Origin of the sequence: Nesterenkonia sp. (assembly GCF_029265375.1) — a bacterium.
In the GTDB taxonomy this organism is placed as follows: Bacteria; Actinomycetota; Actinomycetes; order Actinomycetales; family Micrococcaceae; genus Nesterenkonia.
Genome location: NZ_JAJUJJ010000015.1, coordinates 1 through 15,360, shown reverse-complemented (window position 1 = coordinate 15,360; position 15,360 = coordinate 1). Strand labels below are relative to the sequence as shown.

Here is a 15,360-nt window from a genome sequence, read left to right as displayed (position 1 = left end):
CCGCCGTGATCCTGGCTCGTGGCTGACTACTCTGGTGCCTATGAATCAGCGCCGCCGTCATTCCCCTGCCGTCTACCGCCGGCGGCGGCTGGTCGCGGCGCTGCTGGCGGTCTTCGTTCTGGCGCTGGCGGCCTGGGGTGTCCGTGCCCTCATCGACACCTTCACCGGTCAGGACGAGGCGCCCGCAGCCGCGCCGCAGCAGAGCGCAGAGGACCACGACGACGCCGGCACTGCAGCCTCATCCTCGGCTGAGGAGTCCCCGGCTGAGGAGCCGGAGGAGACCCCCGCCGGCGAGGACGCCGAGGCGCAGACAGAGGCCCCCGCTGAGGAGGACGAGGACTCTGAGTCCGACGGCAGGTGCGCGCCCTCCGATATAGAGGTCCGAGCCTCCACCAACCAGGAGTCCTACGGCACCGATGTGGCCCCGCTGCTGATCATGGAGATCGAGAACACCGGAAGCCAGGAGTGCACGCTGGACGTCGGCACGGCTGAGCAGGTCTTCCGGGTCAGCAGCGGCAGCCGGGAGATCTTCAACACCGACCAGTGCGGACTCAGCGGGGAGTCCCTGGAGATGGAGTTCGAGCCGGGACAGACCGAAAGCGCCCACCTGGTCTGGCCGCGCTCTGACTCGTCCGTGGACTGCACCGAAGCCGCCGAACTGGTCACCGGCGAGTACCAGCTGATCGTCTCCGTCTCCGGGATCAGCAGCGAGCCGCACACCTTCGAGGTCTTGGGGGTGGAGCCGTGAGCCGGCAGAGCACCGCCGAATTCAGCATCCGGCCGGCACGCACCTCCGATGTGCGCCGCATCATCGACATGGCGGCCCCCCTGGTGGCCAAGCGCGTGCTGGTGCCCAAAGAGGCTGTGGCCTACTACGAGTCCATCCAGGAGTTCCTGGTGGCCGAGGGCCCCGAGGGCGAACTCATCGGCTTCGGCGCCCTGCACGTGATGTGGGAGGACCTCGCGGAGGTCCGCACGCTGGCCACGCTGGACTCCTGGCGCGGCCGGGGTGTGGGCTCAGCCCTGCTGCGCGCGCTGCTGGACCGCGCCGAGACTCTGGGGGTCTCCCGAGTCTTCTGCCTGACCTTCGAGGTGGAGTTCTTCATCCGCCATGGATTCGAGGTGATGGCCGACCAGACACCGGTGGATCCGGAGGTCTATGTCGAGCTGCTGCGCTCACCGGATGAGGGTGTGGCGGAGTTCCTGGACCTGGCCCGGGTGAAGCCCAACACCCTGGGCAACACCCGCATGCTGCTGCACCTGCATCAGTGAGAGGCGCATCACACCGTCGGGCCAGCTCAACCGTTTAGTCCCTCGCTGTTCACCGCCCGTTCATCTTGTCAGCAACTTCCTGTCACTTTGCCTGCCTAGCGTGATCCTCGGTCCGCTCAGGGCAGAGAGCCCCACCGCGCCGGCTTCTGCCGGATCCTGCGGCGGACCGGCACATCGGCACCTAGGATTCTCAGCGCTGCTGACGCGCTGACGTTGACACCTCAGAGAGGGACATTGTGAAAGCATCAAGCTTCGGCCGCGCAGCGGCCATTCTGTCCGTGGTATCGCTGGGCCTGGTGGCCTGCGGCGAGGCCAACAACCCCCCCGCCGAGAACGGCAACGGCGGGGACAACGGCGGAGGCGAGAGCGTCGAGGTCCAGGGCACTCTGGTCGGCGGCGGCGCATCCTCCCAGGAGGCCGCGATGACCGCCTGGACCCAGGGCTTCGCTTCGGTGGCCTCCAGCGCGCAGGTCAACTACGCCTCCGTGGGCTCCGGCTCCGGACGCGAAGGATTCCTCGGCGGAGAATACGACTTTGCCGGGTCCGACGCCGCCATGGATAACGAGGAGTGGGAGGCCTCCAAGGAGATCTGCGGCGAGAACGGCGCATTCCACATCCCGTCCTACATCTCCCCGATCGCTGTGGCGTACAACCTCGAAGGCGTCGAGGGCCCCATCAACCTGGACCCCGACACCCTGGCGAGCATCTTCGCCGGTGAGATCGACACCTGGAACGACGAGGCCATCGCCGAGCACAACGAGGGCGTGGAGCTGCCTGACACTCCGATCACCGTTGTGCACCGCTCGGACGACTCCGGCACCACGGAGAACTTCACCGAGTATCTGGAGGCTGCCGCCGAGACCTGGGAGTGGGAGGCCTCTGAGACCTGGCCCTCCGATATCACCTCGGAGAATGCCCAGCAGACCTCCGGCGTGGTGGACCTGACCACCCAGACCGACGGCGCAATCACCTACGCGGATGCCTCTCAGATCGGCGACCTCGGCACCGTGGCTGTCCAGGTCGGTGAGGAGTACGTGGAGTACAGCGCCGAGGCGGCCTCCCAGGCTGTGGCCTCCTCCACCCCGGTGGAGGGCCAGGCCCCCAACAACATGGCCGTGGAGCTGGACCGCGAGACCGAAGAGTCCGGCGCGTACCCGATCGTGCTGGTCTCCTACCACATCTTCTGCAGTGAATACCCGGACCAGGAGACCGCCGACCTGGCGATCGCCTTCGCCGAGTACGTCGTCTCCGAAGATGGCCAGGCCACTGCTGAAGAGGCCGCAGGCAACGCTCCGATGTCTCAGGATCTGCGCGACCAGGCCATGGAGGCCATTTCCGAGATCTCGGCAGCTGAGTGACGCTTGCGACGTCGAGCAGCTGCTTTTCCATGGTGCGAGTGAGGACGTCGGGGTCGGAGGGCGCAATGCGCTTCGCCGGCCCCGGCGTCCGCGCCATGCACCGCGCGGCCGATTGTCCCCCAGCATCTGAGAGGCTTATCTCGTGACCAGTTCAGACGAGCCGCAGTCTTCTCCCACCGCCGTCAGCACTGCGACGAGACCCCAGGCCTCATCGCTGCGCACGTCGGATTCGCCCGGAGTCTTCGGAGACCGCGTCTTCTCCACTCTGGCCCTGCTGGCCGGCGTCACCATTCTGGTGACGCTGGCCTTTGTGGCACTGTTTCTGACGGCCAACTCCACCGGAGCGATCCACCGGGAGGAAGAAGGCTGGATCGTCGGGCAGTTCGTGGAATATGCCTACCCGCTGGTGGTCGGCACACTGATCGCCGCGTTGATCGCACTGGTGCTGGCCACCCCGGTGGCGGTGGGCGTGGCCCTCTACATCTCACATTTCGCGCCGCCGCGGCTGAGCAAATCGATCGGATACGTGATCGACCTCCTTGCCGCCATTCCCTCTGTGGTCTACGGCGCATGGGGTATGAGCTTCCTGGGTCCGGCTCTGGTGCCGGTCTACGCCTGGCTGCACCAGTACCTCAGCTTCATCCCGCTGTTCTCAGGCAGCCCATCGCAGACCGGTCGCACGATCCTGACTGCCGGAGTGGTGCTTGCCGTGATGGTGCTGCCGATCATCACCTCGGTCTGCCGCGAGATCTTCATCCAGACGCCGAAGCTCCATGAGGAGGCCGCCCTGGCGTTGGGAGCCACCCGCTGGGAGATGATTCGCATGGCCGTCTTCCCCTTCGCGCGTGCCGGCATCATCTCCGGAGTCATGCTCGGCCTGGGGCGTGCGCTGGGAGAGACGATGGCAGTCACGCTGGTGCTCTCGCCCGGACTGCTGACCGCCTCGCTGATCTCGGCGGGCAACAGCACCATCCCCGCGGAGATCGCCCTGGGCTTCCCGGAGGCTCCGCCGGGCTCGGAGCGGCAGGCGCAGCTGATCGCCATCGGGCTGGTGCTGTTCATCATCACCCTCATCGTCAATATGACGGCCCGCTGGATCGTAAGCCGGCATAAGGAATTCTCGGGAGCCAACTGATGAGCCAGACCGACCAAAAGCAGCCGACGCCGACCTCTGTGGAGGGGCCTGCCGGCCCCCCTGCCCAGCGACGGCCGGATCCCGCAGCAGCGCTGCGGCCCCGCTCGCTGACCCAGAACTCCATCCCGTGGTGGGTAGGGCTGGTGGTGCTGGCAGCCGCTGCCGTCCTCGGGGCTGCGCTCAGTGCTCTGATCTCATTCAGCATCGCCCTGTGGCTGATCTTCACCGCTGTCAGCTATGTGATCATCAGCTATGTGGTGACCCGGACACGGGTCAACCGGCGCAAAGCCACCGACGGCTTCTGGAAGAACCTGGTCTACCTGGCTTTCATCGTCGCCCTGCTGCCGCTGGTCTCGGTGATCTGGTCAGTGGTCTCAGTGGGCGTGCCCGGCCTGCTGGAGCCGGGCTTCCTGGCCTCCGATATGCGCGGCATCGACGGCAGCATCGATCAGCAGTCCCAGGAGGAGGGCACTGCAGTGCTCGGCGGAATCCGCCACGCAATGATCGGCTCCCTGCTGATCACGCTCACGGCCACGCTCATCTCCGTGCCGATCGGCCTGATGACCTCCATCTACCTGGTGGAGTATTCCCGGGGCGGAACGCTGGCGCGCGCCATCACCTTCTTCGTGGACGTGATGACCGGCATTCCCTCGATCGTGGCCGGCCTCTTCGGCGCAGCCGCAATGGGATGGTTCCTCAGCACGGCCAACAGTCTGGGCCTTCCCCTGCCGAGCCGCTCCACCATGGGCATCACTGCCGCCGTCGCACTCTCGGTGCTGATGATCCCGGTGGTGGTGCGCACCACTGAGGAGATGCTGCGCGTGGTGCCCAATGAGCTGCGTGAGGCCTCCTACGCGCTGGGAGTGCGCAAATGGCGCACCATCCTCAAGGTGGTCATCCCCACTGCGATCTCCGGCATCGCCGCAGGCGTCACGCTTGCCATCGCCCGGGTCATCGGTGAGACCGCTCCCATCCTGGTCACCGCGGGATTCGTGGTCTACACCAACTGGAATATGTTCCAGGGGTGGATGACGGCGCTGCCGGTCTACATCTACCGTCAGTTCCAGAATCCCACCTCCCCGAACTTCTCCGACCCCTCCCACCAGCGGGCCTGGGCCGCCGCCCTGGTCCTGATCCTGATCGTGATGGGGCTGAACCTGATCGCCCGCATCATCGCCGCCCTCTTCGCGCCGAAGAAGACCGGCCGCTGACAACATCTGACCCAGAAAGAGTGAGCTGAAGCCCATGTCCAAGAGCATCACCGCCAAGGACCTCAACGTCTACTACGGAGACTTCCTGGCCGTGGAGGGCGTCAACATTGAGATCGCCGCCCGGTCGGTCACCGCGTTCATCGGGCCCTCCGGCTGCGGGAAGACGACCTTCCTGCGCTCACTGAATCGGATGCACGAAGTGCTGCCCGGCGCCCGCGTGGAGGGCGAGCTGCTGCTCGATGACGACAACATCTACGCTCCCGGGGTGGACCCGGTGACCGTGCGCACCATGGTCGGCATGGTCTTCCAGCGGCCCAACCCGTTCCCCACTATGAGCATCCGGGAGAACGTGCTGGCCGGCTACAAGCTCAACGGCGCCCGGCTCTCCCGGTCGCGCGCCGATGAGATTGTGGAGGAGGCGCTGCGCGGGGCCAACCTGTGGAACGAGGTCAAGGACCGGCTGGACAACCCCGGCTCCGGTCTCTCCGGTGGTCAGCAGCAGCGGCTCTGCATCGCCCGGACCGTGGCGGTGAAGCCGGACGTGATCCTGATGGACGAGCCCTGCTCCGCGCTGGACCCCATCTCCACGCTGGCCATCGAGGACCTCATCGGCGAGCTGAAGCAGGACTACACCATCGTCATCGTCACCCACAATATGCAGCAGGCGGCTCGGGTGAGCGAGAAGACCGCGTTCTTCAACATCGCCGGCACAGGCAAACCGGGGAAGATGATTGAGTACGATGACACCCACGTCATCTTTAACAATCCCTCCAACGAGCAGACCGAGCGCTACGTCTCCGGCAAGTTCGGATAAGCACCGCTCCCGGTGACTGAGGGCGGCGTCCGGCCCGCGCGGGCGCGACCTCAGAGCAGCGCGCTGAGGCTGAGGGTCAAGATCGCGGCAGCAGTGCCCGATGCCACAGGGGTGGCCGCCCAAAAGAACGCTACGCGCCGGAACTGCCGCCAGTTCAGCGTGGCGAAGCGCTGATTGGTTCCCGCACCCATAATCGTGCTGGCAGCGGTCAGCGATGTCGACAGCGGCAGTGCCAGCCCCATCGAGCCGATGAACAGCAGCCCGGAGGTCGTCACCGTGGCCACCATGCCCCGCAGCGGGTCGATGGCCACCAGCCGGTGGGCCAGAACGTGGCCGATCCTCCAGCCGCCGTGCAGCACGCCGGCCCCGATCAGCACAGCCACTGGGACCGCGGCCCACCCCACCCAGGTGGCCGGGTCGCTCACCCCGGCTGCGCCCAGAGCCACCAGCAGCAGGAACGCGAACCGCTGCCCCTGCTGAAGCCCGGTGCCCAGGGACGTCACACCCACCGAGACTGACTGCAGTCCGCGTGCGATCCGGTTCACGTCGTCGGGATCCTCACCCCGGGCTACCCGCACTGCGAGAAAGACCAGCAGATAGGCAGCACCGAAGGCCACCAGAGGGGAGAGCAGCAGAGTGGCCAACGGGGTCAGCCACGGCAGCCCCAGAATCTGGGAGGTGTCGATATCTGCCGTGATCAGTGCCGCCAGCGAGCTTCCCAGCAGCGCGGCCAGCAGCGCGTGGGTCACGGAGGTCGGCATCCCCCGGAAATAGGTGAACAGGTTCCAGCCCAGCACCGCAGTCAGGGCCGAGAGGATCACCGCCAGTGTCAGGCCCGGGTCCATGTCCGGGAAGTCGAACCAGGCATAGAGGTAGATGCCCAGGGGAAGCGCCAGCAGCACGCCCAAGGTGTTGAAGACGGCGGCCACGCGCACCGCCATCCGCGGGGTCAGTGCCCGGGTGCGCACCGGAATGGCGATGGAGTTGGGCACATCATGCAGGCCCGCAACGTAAAGGTTCGGCACCAGCACGGCGCCGACCAGCACTATCAGCAGCAGCTCCACCGCGGATCAGGACTCCCGCACAATGATTGATCCGCAGATCACTGCGACCTCCCGCTGAGCATGGACCGCCCGCAGAATCTCACCGGAGAGCTCAGACTGCTGCAGTGCGATATTGGGCTGGAAAGCGCTGTCGGTGGAGGTGATCCACTCCCGGTGGGTCCGGTTGGCCTGCTTGGAGAGTCGCTGCATCTTCGCCCAGTAGTCCTCCAAATGGTCAAAGTCCTCCATCCGGCTCATCGCGGTCGAGGTCAGCTCCACCTGACGCTGCAGAGTCTCCACCTGGTCCTGGCTGGCGGGCGGAAGCTGCAGGCTCTCCCGGGAGAGGATGAGGTCCCCGGCAGCCACCACATGCTCCATTGTGCGGTTCAGCTGCTGAGAGAGCGCGTAGATGTCCTCCCGGGGCAGGGGAGTGAGAAAGACGCTGCGGATGTGCGTCATCAGGGCGAAGTGCAGGTCCATCGTCCTGCCCTCCAGTCCGAGCAGCCGCTCGCGGTGGGCAGACCTCTGCCCGGCAGGAGTGCCCAGCAGCTGGGCCAGCAGCCCGACGCCGGCCCGAACTTCCTGGGCGATGTCGGTCAACAGGTCCGTGGCCTGGGCGTGGCGCTGTCGGTTGATCATCAGGTGAGCACTTCCCCCGCGGTGCTAGTCCAGCAGTTGAACGGCAGGTGTCCTGCACGTGGTGAGTGTATAGCCACCGGGTGAATGGCCGAAGATACGCTACCCCAGAATGACGCGCAGGGCGTGATCAACCGTTCCAGTTCTGCCGGGCGGGGACGCGTACTGAAAGAGAGGGGGCGGTGCCGGGCTGGGAACGCCTCACGGCGCGTGGCCGCTCGAAGCGGCTAAAGGTTGGAGCCCGGGGGTTGCCTGCAGCCCGACACCTGCATCCAGTGTGCCGCTGTCTCCCCAGCACGGTCAAACTCCCGCGGCACCGGCCGCTGGATCCGGGCGACGGCGCCTCGAGCACGGCGCGGGGCCGCGGTGAGCGGGCCTATTTGATGTAGGGAACGCCCTCAGCTGCCGGGGGACGCACGCGGCCGACGAATCCTGCCACAGCGAAGATGGTGATGATGTAGGGCAGCATCAGCAGCATCTCGCTGGGCACCGGCGTCCCGATGGTGGAGAGCACATTCCCGATGGAGGTGGAGAAGCCGAACAGCAGGGCCGCGCACAGCGCACCCACCGGGTTCCACCGTCCCAGAATCATCGCAGCCAGCGCGATGAATCCCTGCCCGGCCGACATCTCTGCGCCGAAGGCCAGTCCCTGACCCACGGTGAAGAAGGCGCCGCCCAGACCGGCGATGCAGCCGGCGAAGATCGTATTGACCGCTCGGGTCCGGTTGACGTTGACGCCCACTGTGTCCGCGGCCTTGGGGTGCTCGCCCACGGACCGCATGCGCAGTCCCCACCGGGACTTGAACACGAAGATCTGCAGCAGGATGACCAACGCGTACATCAGATAGACCAGGATGGTCTGGTTGAACAGCACCGGCCCGATGATCGGGATCTGGCTCAGCCCAGGGATCGGCAGCCGCGGCAGCTGCTGGCGGGCGTTCCACAGCTCGGCGTTCTGGGTCAGCACTGTGGAGTACAGGAAGCTGGTCACACCGATCACCAGGACGTTGAGCACCACGCCCACAATGATCTGGTTGACGTGGTACTTCACAGAGAACAGCACCAGCAGCGCACCCACAGCGGCCCCGGCGAAAGGGGCGGCGAGCAGCCCCACATAGGCTGAGGTGAAGAAGGAGGCGGCGACGGCGGCCAGGAACGCTCCGGCCAGCAGCTGACCTTCGATGGCGATGTTGATGATTCCGGAGCGCTCCCCGACCAGGCCGCACATGGCCCCGAAGATCAGCGGTACGGACAGGGCGAGTGTCCCGGTGAGCACCGTCACCAGCGGAATCACGGCATCCCTTCCGGCGCCGGCCCACACCAGGAAGGCCAGCACGAACAGCACGCCGAAGAGGATCGGGTGCCACACTCCGAGCCGGCGTCGGCGCACGGCGAAGTGGATAGCCAGCCCGGCCAGTGCTGCCAGGGCGATCCCCAGGACCCAGGCGGTGGGTGCTGCGGGCACATTCACCAGCGGGATGGTGAAGAAGTCGGCAGCGGTGGCCAGCCGGAACTGAGTCTGCGTTCCGGCGGGGCTGAAGGCGGCGAAGACTCCCAGGGCGAGCAGCGCCAGCACGGCGTAGGTGATGGGGAACTTCCAGCGGATCGGCTGCAGCCGCGCCTCGCCCTCGGGCTGCTGCTCGGCCTGCACGGCGGTGGTGTCGATGCTCATCGGCTGCTCCCTCCGGCCTGTGAGGCGGCTGTGGTGTCCTTGGTCGGCTGCTCGCCGTCGTCATCTCCGGCGGAGCCGGAGCCCGCGGTGCGTGCGCGCAGTCTGCGCGGCTTTCCGTCGGGGCGGGGCAGGAAGAAGATGGCGCGCACCAGCGGGGGAGCAGCGATCAGCAGAACGATCACCGACTGCAGCACCAGCACAATGTCGATGGGCGTGCCGGTCTGGGCCTGCATCAGCACACCCCCGGCCTTCAGACCGCCGAAGAGCAGACCGGCCAGGAAGGTGCCCAGCGGACGGGAGCGTCCCAGCAGGGCGACGGTGATCGCGTCAAAGCCGATGGTTCCGGCGATGCCTGCGGTGAGCCGGTACTCGGTGCCCAGCAGGTGAGCGGCCCCGCCGAGTCCGCACAGCGCCCCGCCGATGATCAGCACCAGGGCGGTGGCTTTGACTACGGAGACCCCGGCAGTGCGCGCAGCCTCGGGGTTCTCTCCGATGGCCCGGAACTCAAATCCCAGGGTGGAGCGCTCCATGAGCCACCACACGAAGATGGTGGCCAGCACGGCTACCAGGATGCCGGCGTGCAGTCGGAAGCTGCCGCCGAGCAGGCTGAACAGCCGGGCGGTGTCCTCCACGGCCGCTGTCTGCGGCTGGGCGGAGCCGGTCTGGGTGAACCACTGCTGGCGCAGCAGCCAGGCGAGCAGGAAGATGGCGATGTTGTTGAGCATGATCGTCACGATCACCTCATTGGCGCCGGTGCGTGCTTTGAGCACACCTGCGATGCCGCCCCAGATGGCGCCGCCGAGCAGCCCGCCGGCCAGGGCAAGCAGCATGTGGGCTCCCAGCGGCAGGCCGAAGCTGTATCCGATGAAGCCGGCGAAGGATGCGCCCAGGATGATTTGGCCCTGGCCGCCGATGTTCAGCATTCCGGAGCGGAACCCGATGGCGATGCCCAGGCCGGCCAGGATCAGCGGCACAGCGTTGACCATGGTCTCGGTCAGCGGCCGCACGGAGCGCTGGAGGGTGGTCGCGTTCCAGTCGAAGACGGCTCCGCGGAACAGTGCGGAGTAGGCGTCGCGGAGGACCTGGAAGCTGGTGGCGAAGAAGTCGGTGGGTCGGGCGAAGAAGTAGCCCAGGGTGGCCTGGACCTGCGGATTGGCGGCCAGGATCAGCACCGCACCCACGGCCAGGGCGACGACGACGGCCAGCGCAGAGATCAGCCAGTTGGACTGTCCGAGCTCGCGCAGGGCGTGGTGCAGCCGGCCTTCGGCCTCCTGCAGCGCGCCCGAGGGGTCCTCGGGGGTCTGTGAGGTGGTGGTCTTCTCACTCATGCCAGGTCGCTCTCCCCTTCGGCTGCTTCGTCGGCCTCACCGAGGACGGTGTGATGCTGGGCGGCTTGGACCTCCGCCTCTGCGGCGGGCACCCCGGCCATCATCAGTCCCAGCACATCGCGGGAGGTGCCGGCCTCCACAATGCCGACGATCCGGCCGCGGTACATCACCGCGATCCGGTCTGCCAGGTTGAGCACCTCGTCCAGTTCGGTGGAGATGATCATGCACCCGGTGCCCTTATCGCGCTCTTCGATGATGGTGCGGTGGACGAATTCGATGGAACCGACGTCGAGCCCGCGCGTGGGCTGGCTGGCCACCAGCAGCTTCAGGTCCCGGCTGAGCTCCCGGGCCAGCACCACCTTCTGCTGATTGCCTCCCGAGAGCGTGGAGATCGGATCGTCCACCGTGCCCAGGCGGACGTCGAAGCGGGAGGTCTGCTCTTCGGCAGCGGCCCGCATCACTGCGGGCTTCATCGCGGTGCCGTTGGAGTAGGGCGGCTGGTCGTACATGTCCAGCACAAAGTTTTCGGTGATGGAGAAGCCGGCGACCACACCGTCGGTGGAGCGGTCCTCGGGCACGAAGCCCAGCCCGGAGTTCAGCCGCTGCTTCACGCTGAGGTCGGACCAGTCTTCGCCGTCGAGTGTGATGCGGCCGGCGGCCGGCTCGCGGGTGCCCAGAATCGCTTCGGCCAGTTCGGTCTGTCCGTTGCCGTCCACTCCGGCCACTGCGAGGATCTCACCGTGGCGGACAGAGAGGCTGACGTCGTCGAGCATGACTTTGCCGGCGGCGTCGAGCACGGTGAGGTTCTCCACCTGCAGGGCGTCCTCGCCGGGCTCGGCCGGGGTCTTCTCCGAGGTGAGGCTGACTTCCCGGCCCACCATCATGCTTGCCAGCTCGGTCTCGGTGGATTCTGGGGTGGCCTGGCCCACCACCTTGCCGCGGCGGATCACGGTGATGGTGTCGGCGATCGCCCGGACCTCGCGCAGCTTGTGGGTGATGAACACGATCGAGGTGCCCGACTCCTTCAGCTGGCGCATGATGCTGATCAGCTCGTCGGTCTCCTGGGGGGTCAGCACTGCAGTGGGCTCGTCCAGGATGAGCACCTCCGCGTCGCGGGAGAGCGCTTTGATGATCTCCACCCGCTGCTGGGCGCCCACCGGGAGGTCCTCGATATAGGCGTCGGGGTCCACATCGAAGCCGAACCGTGCGGAAATCTCCTGCACCCGGCGGCGCGCAGTCTGGAAGTCGATGAGCCCGGCCCGCTTGGTGGGTTCGTAGCCGAGCATGACTGATTCGGTGACGGTGAAGACCGGCACCAGCATGAAGTGCTGATGCACCATGCCGATGCCGGCCGCCACGGCGTCTCCGGGCCCGTGGAAGCTGACCGGCCGGCCGTCGAGGAGGATCTGCCCCTCGTCCGGCTGGTAGAGCCCATAGATGGTGTTCATCAATGTGGACTTGCCGGCCCCGTTCTCACCCAGCAGAGCGTGGATCTCTCCGGGCTCGACGGTTAGGTCGATGGCGTCATTGGCGGTGAAGGTGCCGAACCGCTTAGTGACACCTCTCAGCTCTAGCTTCACGGGCGTGGTGTTCCTTCTGCCGGATCAGGCGACGATCACGGAGCGTTCTCGGACTCGACGGGGGTCTCGCCGCTGATGATCTCCTCGCGGAGCTGCTCCAGCTTCTCCTTGACCTCCTCGGGAACTTCGTCCTCGTAGTCGTGGAAGGGAGCCAGGCCGACGCCGTCGTTCTCCAGGTCACCGATGTAGGGCTCGGAGCTGAATTCGCCGTTGACGCCCTCCTCGATGGTGTCGTAGACCGCCTGCGAGATTTCCTTGAGCACGGAGGTCAGGATGATGCTGCCGTAGTCGGTGGACTCGTAGCCGTCGGAGTCCACCCAGATCATCAGAGCCTCGCCGTCCTGCTCGATCGCGGCGGCGCCGCCGATGCCGGCGTTGCCGGCCACCGGCATGATGATGTCGGCATCCTGGGCCAGCAGCTGCTCGGTCAGGGTGCGGCCGGCGTTCTGGTCGTCGAAGCTGCCGGCGAAGGAGCCGTCCTGGGCGTCCTTGTCCCATCCGACCAGCTCGACGTCGTCGTCGTTGTCAGCGTTGTAGCGCTCCACGCCGTCGGCGAAGCCGTCCATGAACACGGTCACCGAGGGGATCTGGAGTCCGCCCCAAGTGCCCACTGTGCCGGTCTCGCTCATCGCGGCCGCCAGGTAGCCGGCCAGGTAGGCGGCCTCGGAGGTGTTGAACACCAGAGACTTGGCGTTCTCCGGCTCGTCAGGCAGCCACTCGTCGATCAGGCCGAAGGTGAGGTCCTCATTCTCCAGGGCGGCGTCGTTGATCGCGTCAGCCAGCAGGTAGCCGACACCGAAGGTGATGTCGCAGCCCTGCTGGACCATGGAGTCCACATTCGGGACGAAGTCCGACTCGGAGGAGGACTCTGCCTCGGCGTGGTCGACGTCGAAGTCTTCCACGGCGGCCATCAGGCCCTCGTGGGCCGACTGGTTGAAGGACTGGTCGTTCCAACCGCCTTCGTCGGAGACCACACAGGCGGTGTAGTCGGAGTTTTCGCCGCCGGCGGCAGCGTCGTTGCTCTCCTCATCGGGGGCTTCGCCGCAGGCGGACAGGGCCAGCGCGGCGACTCCGGCGAGTGCGACGCCGGCGCGCGAGGGGGTGCTCCTCATCATTGGGGGTTCTCCTGGTGCATGTACGAGTGAAGGTTCGGTGCGCCAGGGCGTGAGGTGTTCGCCACACACACCGGCGCGGTGCACCATATCCTACGGGTATGTGAGCCGTGATGGTATTACGCGCCTGTGACAGCTGCCGGGGTTCGGTGTGCGCTCAGTCCAGGGTGCCGCTGCGGTAGGCCCGCGCGGAGGCTTCCAGCTCTTCGGCGGTGCGCACCAGCTGGTTGGCCTTGGAGGTCAGCTGGCGAGCGTCTTCGGCGGGGGAGCGGTGGGTGTCTGCCCACAGCGCCTGGCCGCGGGCGATGACGCGGCAGAATGCGGCGGCACGGTCGAATGCGACGTCGATGTCCCCGGCGTACATCCCGGCGAGGATCATGTCCGCCAGTTTGGTCATCTCCTCGGCGGTGGGTGGCTCCGGCACCCCTGCAATGGCCGAGGGGGCGGAGTGGGAGCGTCCGAGCCGGTAGTACTCGCTCATCCGTTCCGGGCTGCGCTGGACGGCGGCCCGCAGGGCGTAGATCCGCCACAGGCTTCCGGCCAGGGAACGCGGCGGGGAATGGGCCCAGAGCTCAGCGATGGCCTCGATGCCTTCGGTCTCGGCCAGCCGGACGAAACGTTCGGTGATCTCCGGGTCGGCGGAGTCGCGGCCCTGGCGGACTAGGGCGTGGGCCGTGTCATGGGCGGCTTGGGAGATGTCGGCCGGGTCGGCACCGCCCTCGCGCTGATCGAAGGAGGCAGGGTCGGTGTAGGCCGGGCGGCGGAAGCGCTGGCTCATCGGGCCCTCCTTTCGCGCACCTATTATGCCGCCCACGGCGGCCGGGACTCCAGGGGCGGGTGTGCGATACCATGGGGGCTGGCCATTTTCGGCCGCAGACCACACACCAGGGCCTTTAGCTCAGATGGTAGAGCATCGGACTTTTAATCCGCTGGTCGCGGGTTCGATCCCCGCAGGGCCCACCAGATCGTCGTTGTTCAAACCGCCGACATCACCGGTTTGAGTCCTACTGAGGTCTCCGTCCGCCTGTCGGCGTCGTGCGGTGGCGTGGACTTCGGGGTTGAACATGATGTTGAAGGGCACACCCGGCTGACCGTCCACGGTGTCAGCCTCGGTGACGTACAGCTTGTCGAAGAAGGCCTGGTTCGCGATCCGGCGCAGTGAGTCATCGATGCTGGTGTAGATCGCGTGGCAGTCCTTCGCCAGGGCTAGGCAGTCGTCCAGGTGTGCCTGGGCTTGTTCGTACTCAGTGGCCCCGGCCTCGATCTGTGCCTCTAGGAAGGCCAGGCGCTTGCTGATCCTGTCCTGCTCGGTCTTCAGCAGGTCCAACGGCACCGCCCCGGCGTAGTGGGCTTGGAGCAGCTTGGTCCGTTCATCCAGCAAGTCATCACGTTCACGCTGGTATGCCTGACGTTCCTGCTTGCTGGTGGCGCTGAGCCGGTCGAACTCTGCGGTGATCAGTTCCCGCAAGGCGGTGATCACGTGCTCAGGTATCTGCACCCGCCGGTAGTAGTCCTCCACCGCGCGTTCCACATCGGGGATGAACATGGACTTCTGTTCACAGTTGGTCCGCTTGGAGTGAAGCGCCCCGGGTCTGGTAGAGACCCTGATTATTGGATCCCAGCAGCAGCTGGGTGATTTTGAGCATACTCATCGACCGGGTGCTTGCTCCAGTAAAGCTCCTCGGCTTCGGCGGGCGGGATGTGGCCGATCTCGCCGTGCAGGCGCCGGTGGTTGTGCCAGTCGATGTACTCCGCGACCGCGATCTCCACATCATTGATCCCCCGCCCACCGCCGCGGCGCATGATCGGATTGCGCACGCATTCGGCTTTGAACAGCGAGATGAACGCCTCGGCCATCGCGTTGTCGTAGGAATCGCCCTTCGATCCCACCGAGGCCACAGCCTCTGCTTCATCCAGGCGCTCGGTGTAGCGAATCGCTCGATACTGCTCGGATTCAACTGGTCGTAGCAACACCTTGATCATGGAGGTGTGCAATGGGAAGACCATCAGCATGGGTGCAACAGTTCACAGGCCGTTCAGCGATGAAGTCGCCGGGGACTCCGTCTCATCGGCAGGAGGTCGAACGAGAGTTCTGGAAGCACATCGCCACCGGGATCACCTCTGAGAAGGCAGCAGAGGCTACTGGTGTGTCTCAAGCCGTCGGCGCTCGGTGGTTCCGCAATCGTGGTGGCATGCCGC

Annotated in this window: 14 protein-coding genes, 1 tRNA gene and 1 pseudogene; 8 read left to right on the top strand and 8 right to left on the bottom strand. The window is 66.3% G+C overall.

The genetic code is table 11. From position 1 onward, the window contains the following. Window positions 1-40 precede the first annotated feature (40 nt). From Q1K09_RS07640 to pstB, 6 genes are all read left to right on the top strand, one after another. A complete protein-coding gene (locus Q1K09_RS07640; protein ID WP_300344380.1) occupies window positions 41-748 on the top strand; it encodes a hypothetical protein in 708 nt (235 codons plus the stop codon). After that, complete coding sequence (locus tag Q1K09_RS07635; protein ID WP_300344378.1) at window positions 745-1,272, top strand: amino-acid N-acetyltransferase; 528 nt, start codon at window positions 745-747, stop codon at window positions 1,270-1,272. Before Q1K09_RS07640 ends, Q1K09_RS07635 begins: the two co-directional genes overlap by 4 nt. Before the next feature lie 236 nt (window positions 1,273-1,508). Further along, on the top strand, window positions 1,509-2,630 hold the full coding sequence (gene pstS / locus Q1K09_RS07630) for a phosphate ABC transporter substrate-binding protein PstS (RefSeq protein ID WP_300344377.1): 1,122 nt from the start codon (window positions 1,509-1,511) through the stop codon (window positions 2,628-2,630). 214 nt (window positions 2,631-2,844) lie between these two features. Next, window positions 2,845-3,765, top strand: coding sequence for a phosphate ABC transporter permease subunit PstC (gene pstC / locus Q1K09_RS07625; protein WP_300344450.1), 921 nt, complete (start codon window positions 2,845-2,847; stop codon window positions 3,763-3,765). Beyond that, window positions 3,765-4,976, top strand: a complete 1,212-nt coding sequence (gene pstA, locus Q1K09_RS07620; RefSeq protein ID WP_300344376.1) for a phosphate ABC transporter permease PstA — start codon at window positions 3,765-3,767, stop codon at window positions 4,974-4,976. Before pstC ends, pstA begins: the two co-directional genes overlap by 1 nt. A 34-nt stretch (window positions 4,977-5,010) precedes the next feature. Beyond that, a complete protein-coding gene (gene pstB, locus Q1K09_RS07615) occupies window positions 5,011-5,790 on the top strand; it encodes a phosphate ABC transporter ATP-binding protein PstB (protein ID WP_300344374.1) in 780 nt (259 codons plus the stop codon). 50 nt (window positions 5,791-5,840) lie between these two features. Here the strand turns inward: pstB and Q1K09_RS07610 are convergent, their stop codons facing one another. The 7 genes from Q1K09_RS07610 to Q1K09_RS07580 form a co-directional block, all read right to left on the bottom strand. Next, window positions 5,841-6,854 carry an inorganic phosphate transporter gene (locus tag Q1K09_RS07610; protein ID WP_300344373.1) on the bottom strand — a complete coding sequence of 338 codons (1,014 nt, stop codon included), beginning with the start codon at window positions 6,852-6,854 and terminating at the stop codon, window positions 5,841-5,843. 6 nt (window positions 6,855-6,860) lie between these two features. Beyond that, window positions 6,861-7,472, bottom strand: a complete 612-nt coding sequence (locus tag Q1K09_RS07605; protein WP_300344371.1) for a nuclease PIN — start codon at window positions 7,470-7,472, stop codon at window positions 6,861-6,863. A gap of 373 nt (window positions 7,473-7,845) precedes the next feature. Beyond that, window positions 7,846-9,141: an ABC transporter permease gene (locus tag Q1K09_RS07600; RefSeq protein ID WP_300344369.1), complete on the bottom strand. Its 1,296-nt coding sequence runs from the start codon at window positions 9,139-9,141 to the stop codon at window positions 7,846-7,848. Further along, window positions 9,138-10,469, bottom strand: coding sequence for an ABC transporter permease (locus Q1K09_RS07595; RefSeq protein WP_300344368.1), 1,332 nt, complete (start codon window positions 10,467-10,469; stop codon window positions 9,138-9,140). Before Q1K09_RS07595 ends, Q1K09_RS07600 begins: the two co-directional genes overlap by 4 nt. Then, on the bottom strand, window positions 10,466-12,049 hold the full coding sequence (locus Q1K09_RS07590) for an ABC transporter ATP-binding protein (RefSeq protein ID WP_300344367.1): 1,584 nt from the start codon (window positions 12,047-12,049) through the stop codon (window positions 10,466-10,468). Before Q1K09_RS07590 ends, Q1K09_RS07595 begins: the two co-directional genes overlap by 4 nt. 35 nt (window positions 12,050-12,084) lie before the next feature. Next, window positions 12,085-13,161: a BMP family ABC transporter substrate-binding protein gene (locus tag Q1K09_RS07585; RefSeq protein ID WP_300344366.1), complete on the bottom strand. Its 1,077-nt coding sequence runs from the start codon at window positions 13,159-13,161 to the stop codon at window positions 12,085-12,087. Window positions 13,162-13,318: 157 nt separating this feature from the next. Further along, window positions 13,319-13,939, bottom strand: a complete 621-nt coding sequence (locus Q1K09_RS07580; protein WP_300344365.1) for a hypothetical protein — start codon at window positions 13,937-13,939, stop codon at window positions 13,319-13,321. A 109-nt stretch (window positions 13,940-14,048) separates the two neighbouring features. Here Q1K09_RS07580 and Q1K09_RS07575 point away from each other — a divergent pair. Then, window positions 14,049-14,124 (top strand) — tRNA-Lys (locus tag Q1K09_RS07575). Between the two features lie 645 nt (window positions 14,125-14,769). On the opposite strand, the gene Q1K09_RS07570 is transcribed toward Q1K09_RS07575, so the two are convergent. Further along, on the bottom strand, window positions 14,770-15,174 hold the full coding sequence (locus tag Q1K09_RS07570) for an integrase core domain-containing protein (RefSeq protein ID WP_300344364.1): 405 nt from the start codon (window positions 15,172-15,174) through the stop codon (window positions 14,770-14,772). Window positions 15,175-15,176: 2 nt separating this feature from the next. Between Q1K09_RS07570 and Q1K09_RS07565 the strand changes: the two are divergent. Further along, window positions 15,177-15,360 (top strand): annotated as a pseudogene (locus Q1K09_RS07565) (IS30 family transposase); the annotation flags it as partial.

Bases quoted from the DNA above. Each gene is read 5' to 3' on its own strand.
- pstA (WP_300344376.1), top strand. From the start codon at position 3,765: ATGAGCCAGACCGACCAAAAGCAGCCGACGCCGACCTCTGTGGAGGGG.
- Q1K09_RS07605 (WP_300344371.1), bottom strand. From the start codon at position 7,472: ATGATCAACCGACAGCGCCACGCCCAGGCCACGGACCTGTTGACCGAC.
- Q1K09_RS07595 (WP_300344368.1), bottom strand. From the start codon at position 10,469: ATGAGTGAGAAGACCACCACCTCACAGACCCCCGAGGACCCCTCGGGC.
- pstB (WP_300344374.1), top strand. From the start codon at position 5,011: ATGTCCAAGAGCATCACCGCCAAGGACCTCAACGTCTACTACGGAGAC.
- Q1K09_RS07570 (WP_300344364.1), bottom strand. From the start codon at position 15,174: ATGCTGATGGTCTTCCCATTGCACACCTCCATGATCAAGGTGTTGCTA.
- Q1K09_RS07600 (WP_300344369.1), bottom strand. From the start codon at position 9,141: ATGAGCATCGACACCACCGCCGTGCAGGCCGAGCAGCAGCCCGAGGGC.
- Q1K09_RS07580 (WP_300344365.1), bottom strand. From the start codon at position 13,939: ATGAGCCAGCGCTTCCGCCGCCCGGCCTACACCGACCCTGCCTCCTTC.
- Q1K09_RS07585 (WP_300344366.1), bottom strand. From the start codon at position 13,161: ATGAGGAGCACCCCCTCGCGCGCCGGCGTCGCACTCGCCGGAGTCGCC.
- Q1K09_RS07640 (WP_300344380.1), top strand. From the start codon at position 41: ATGAATCAGCGCCGCCGTCATTCCCCTGCCGTCTACCGCCGGCGGCGG.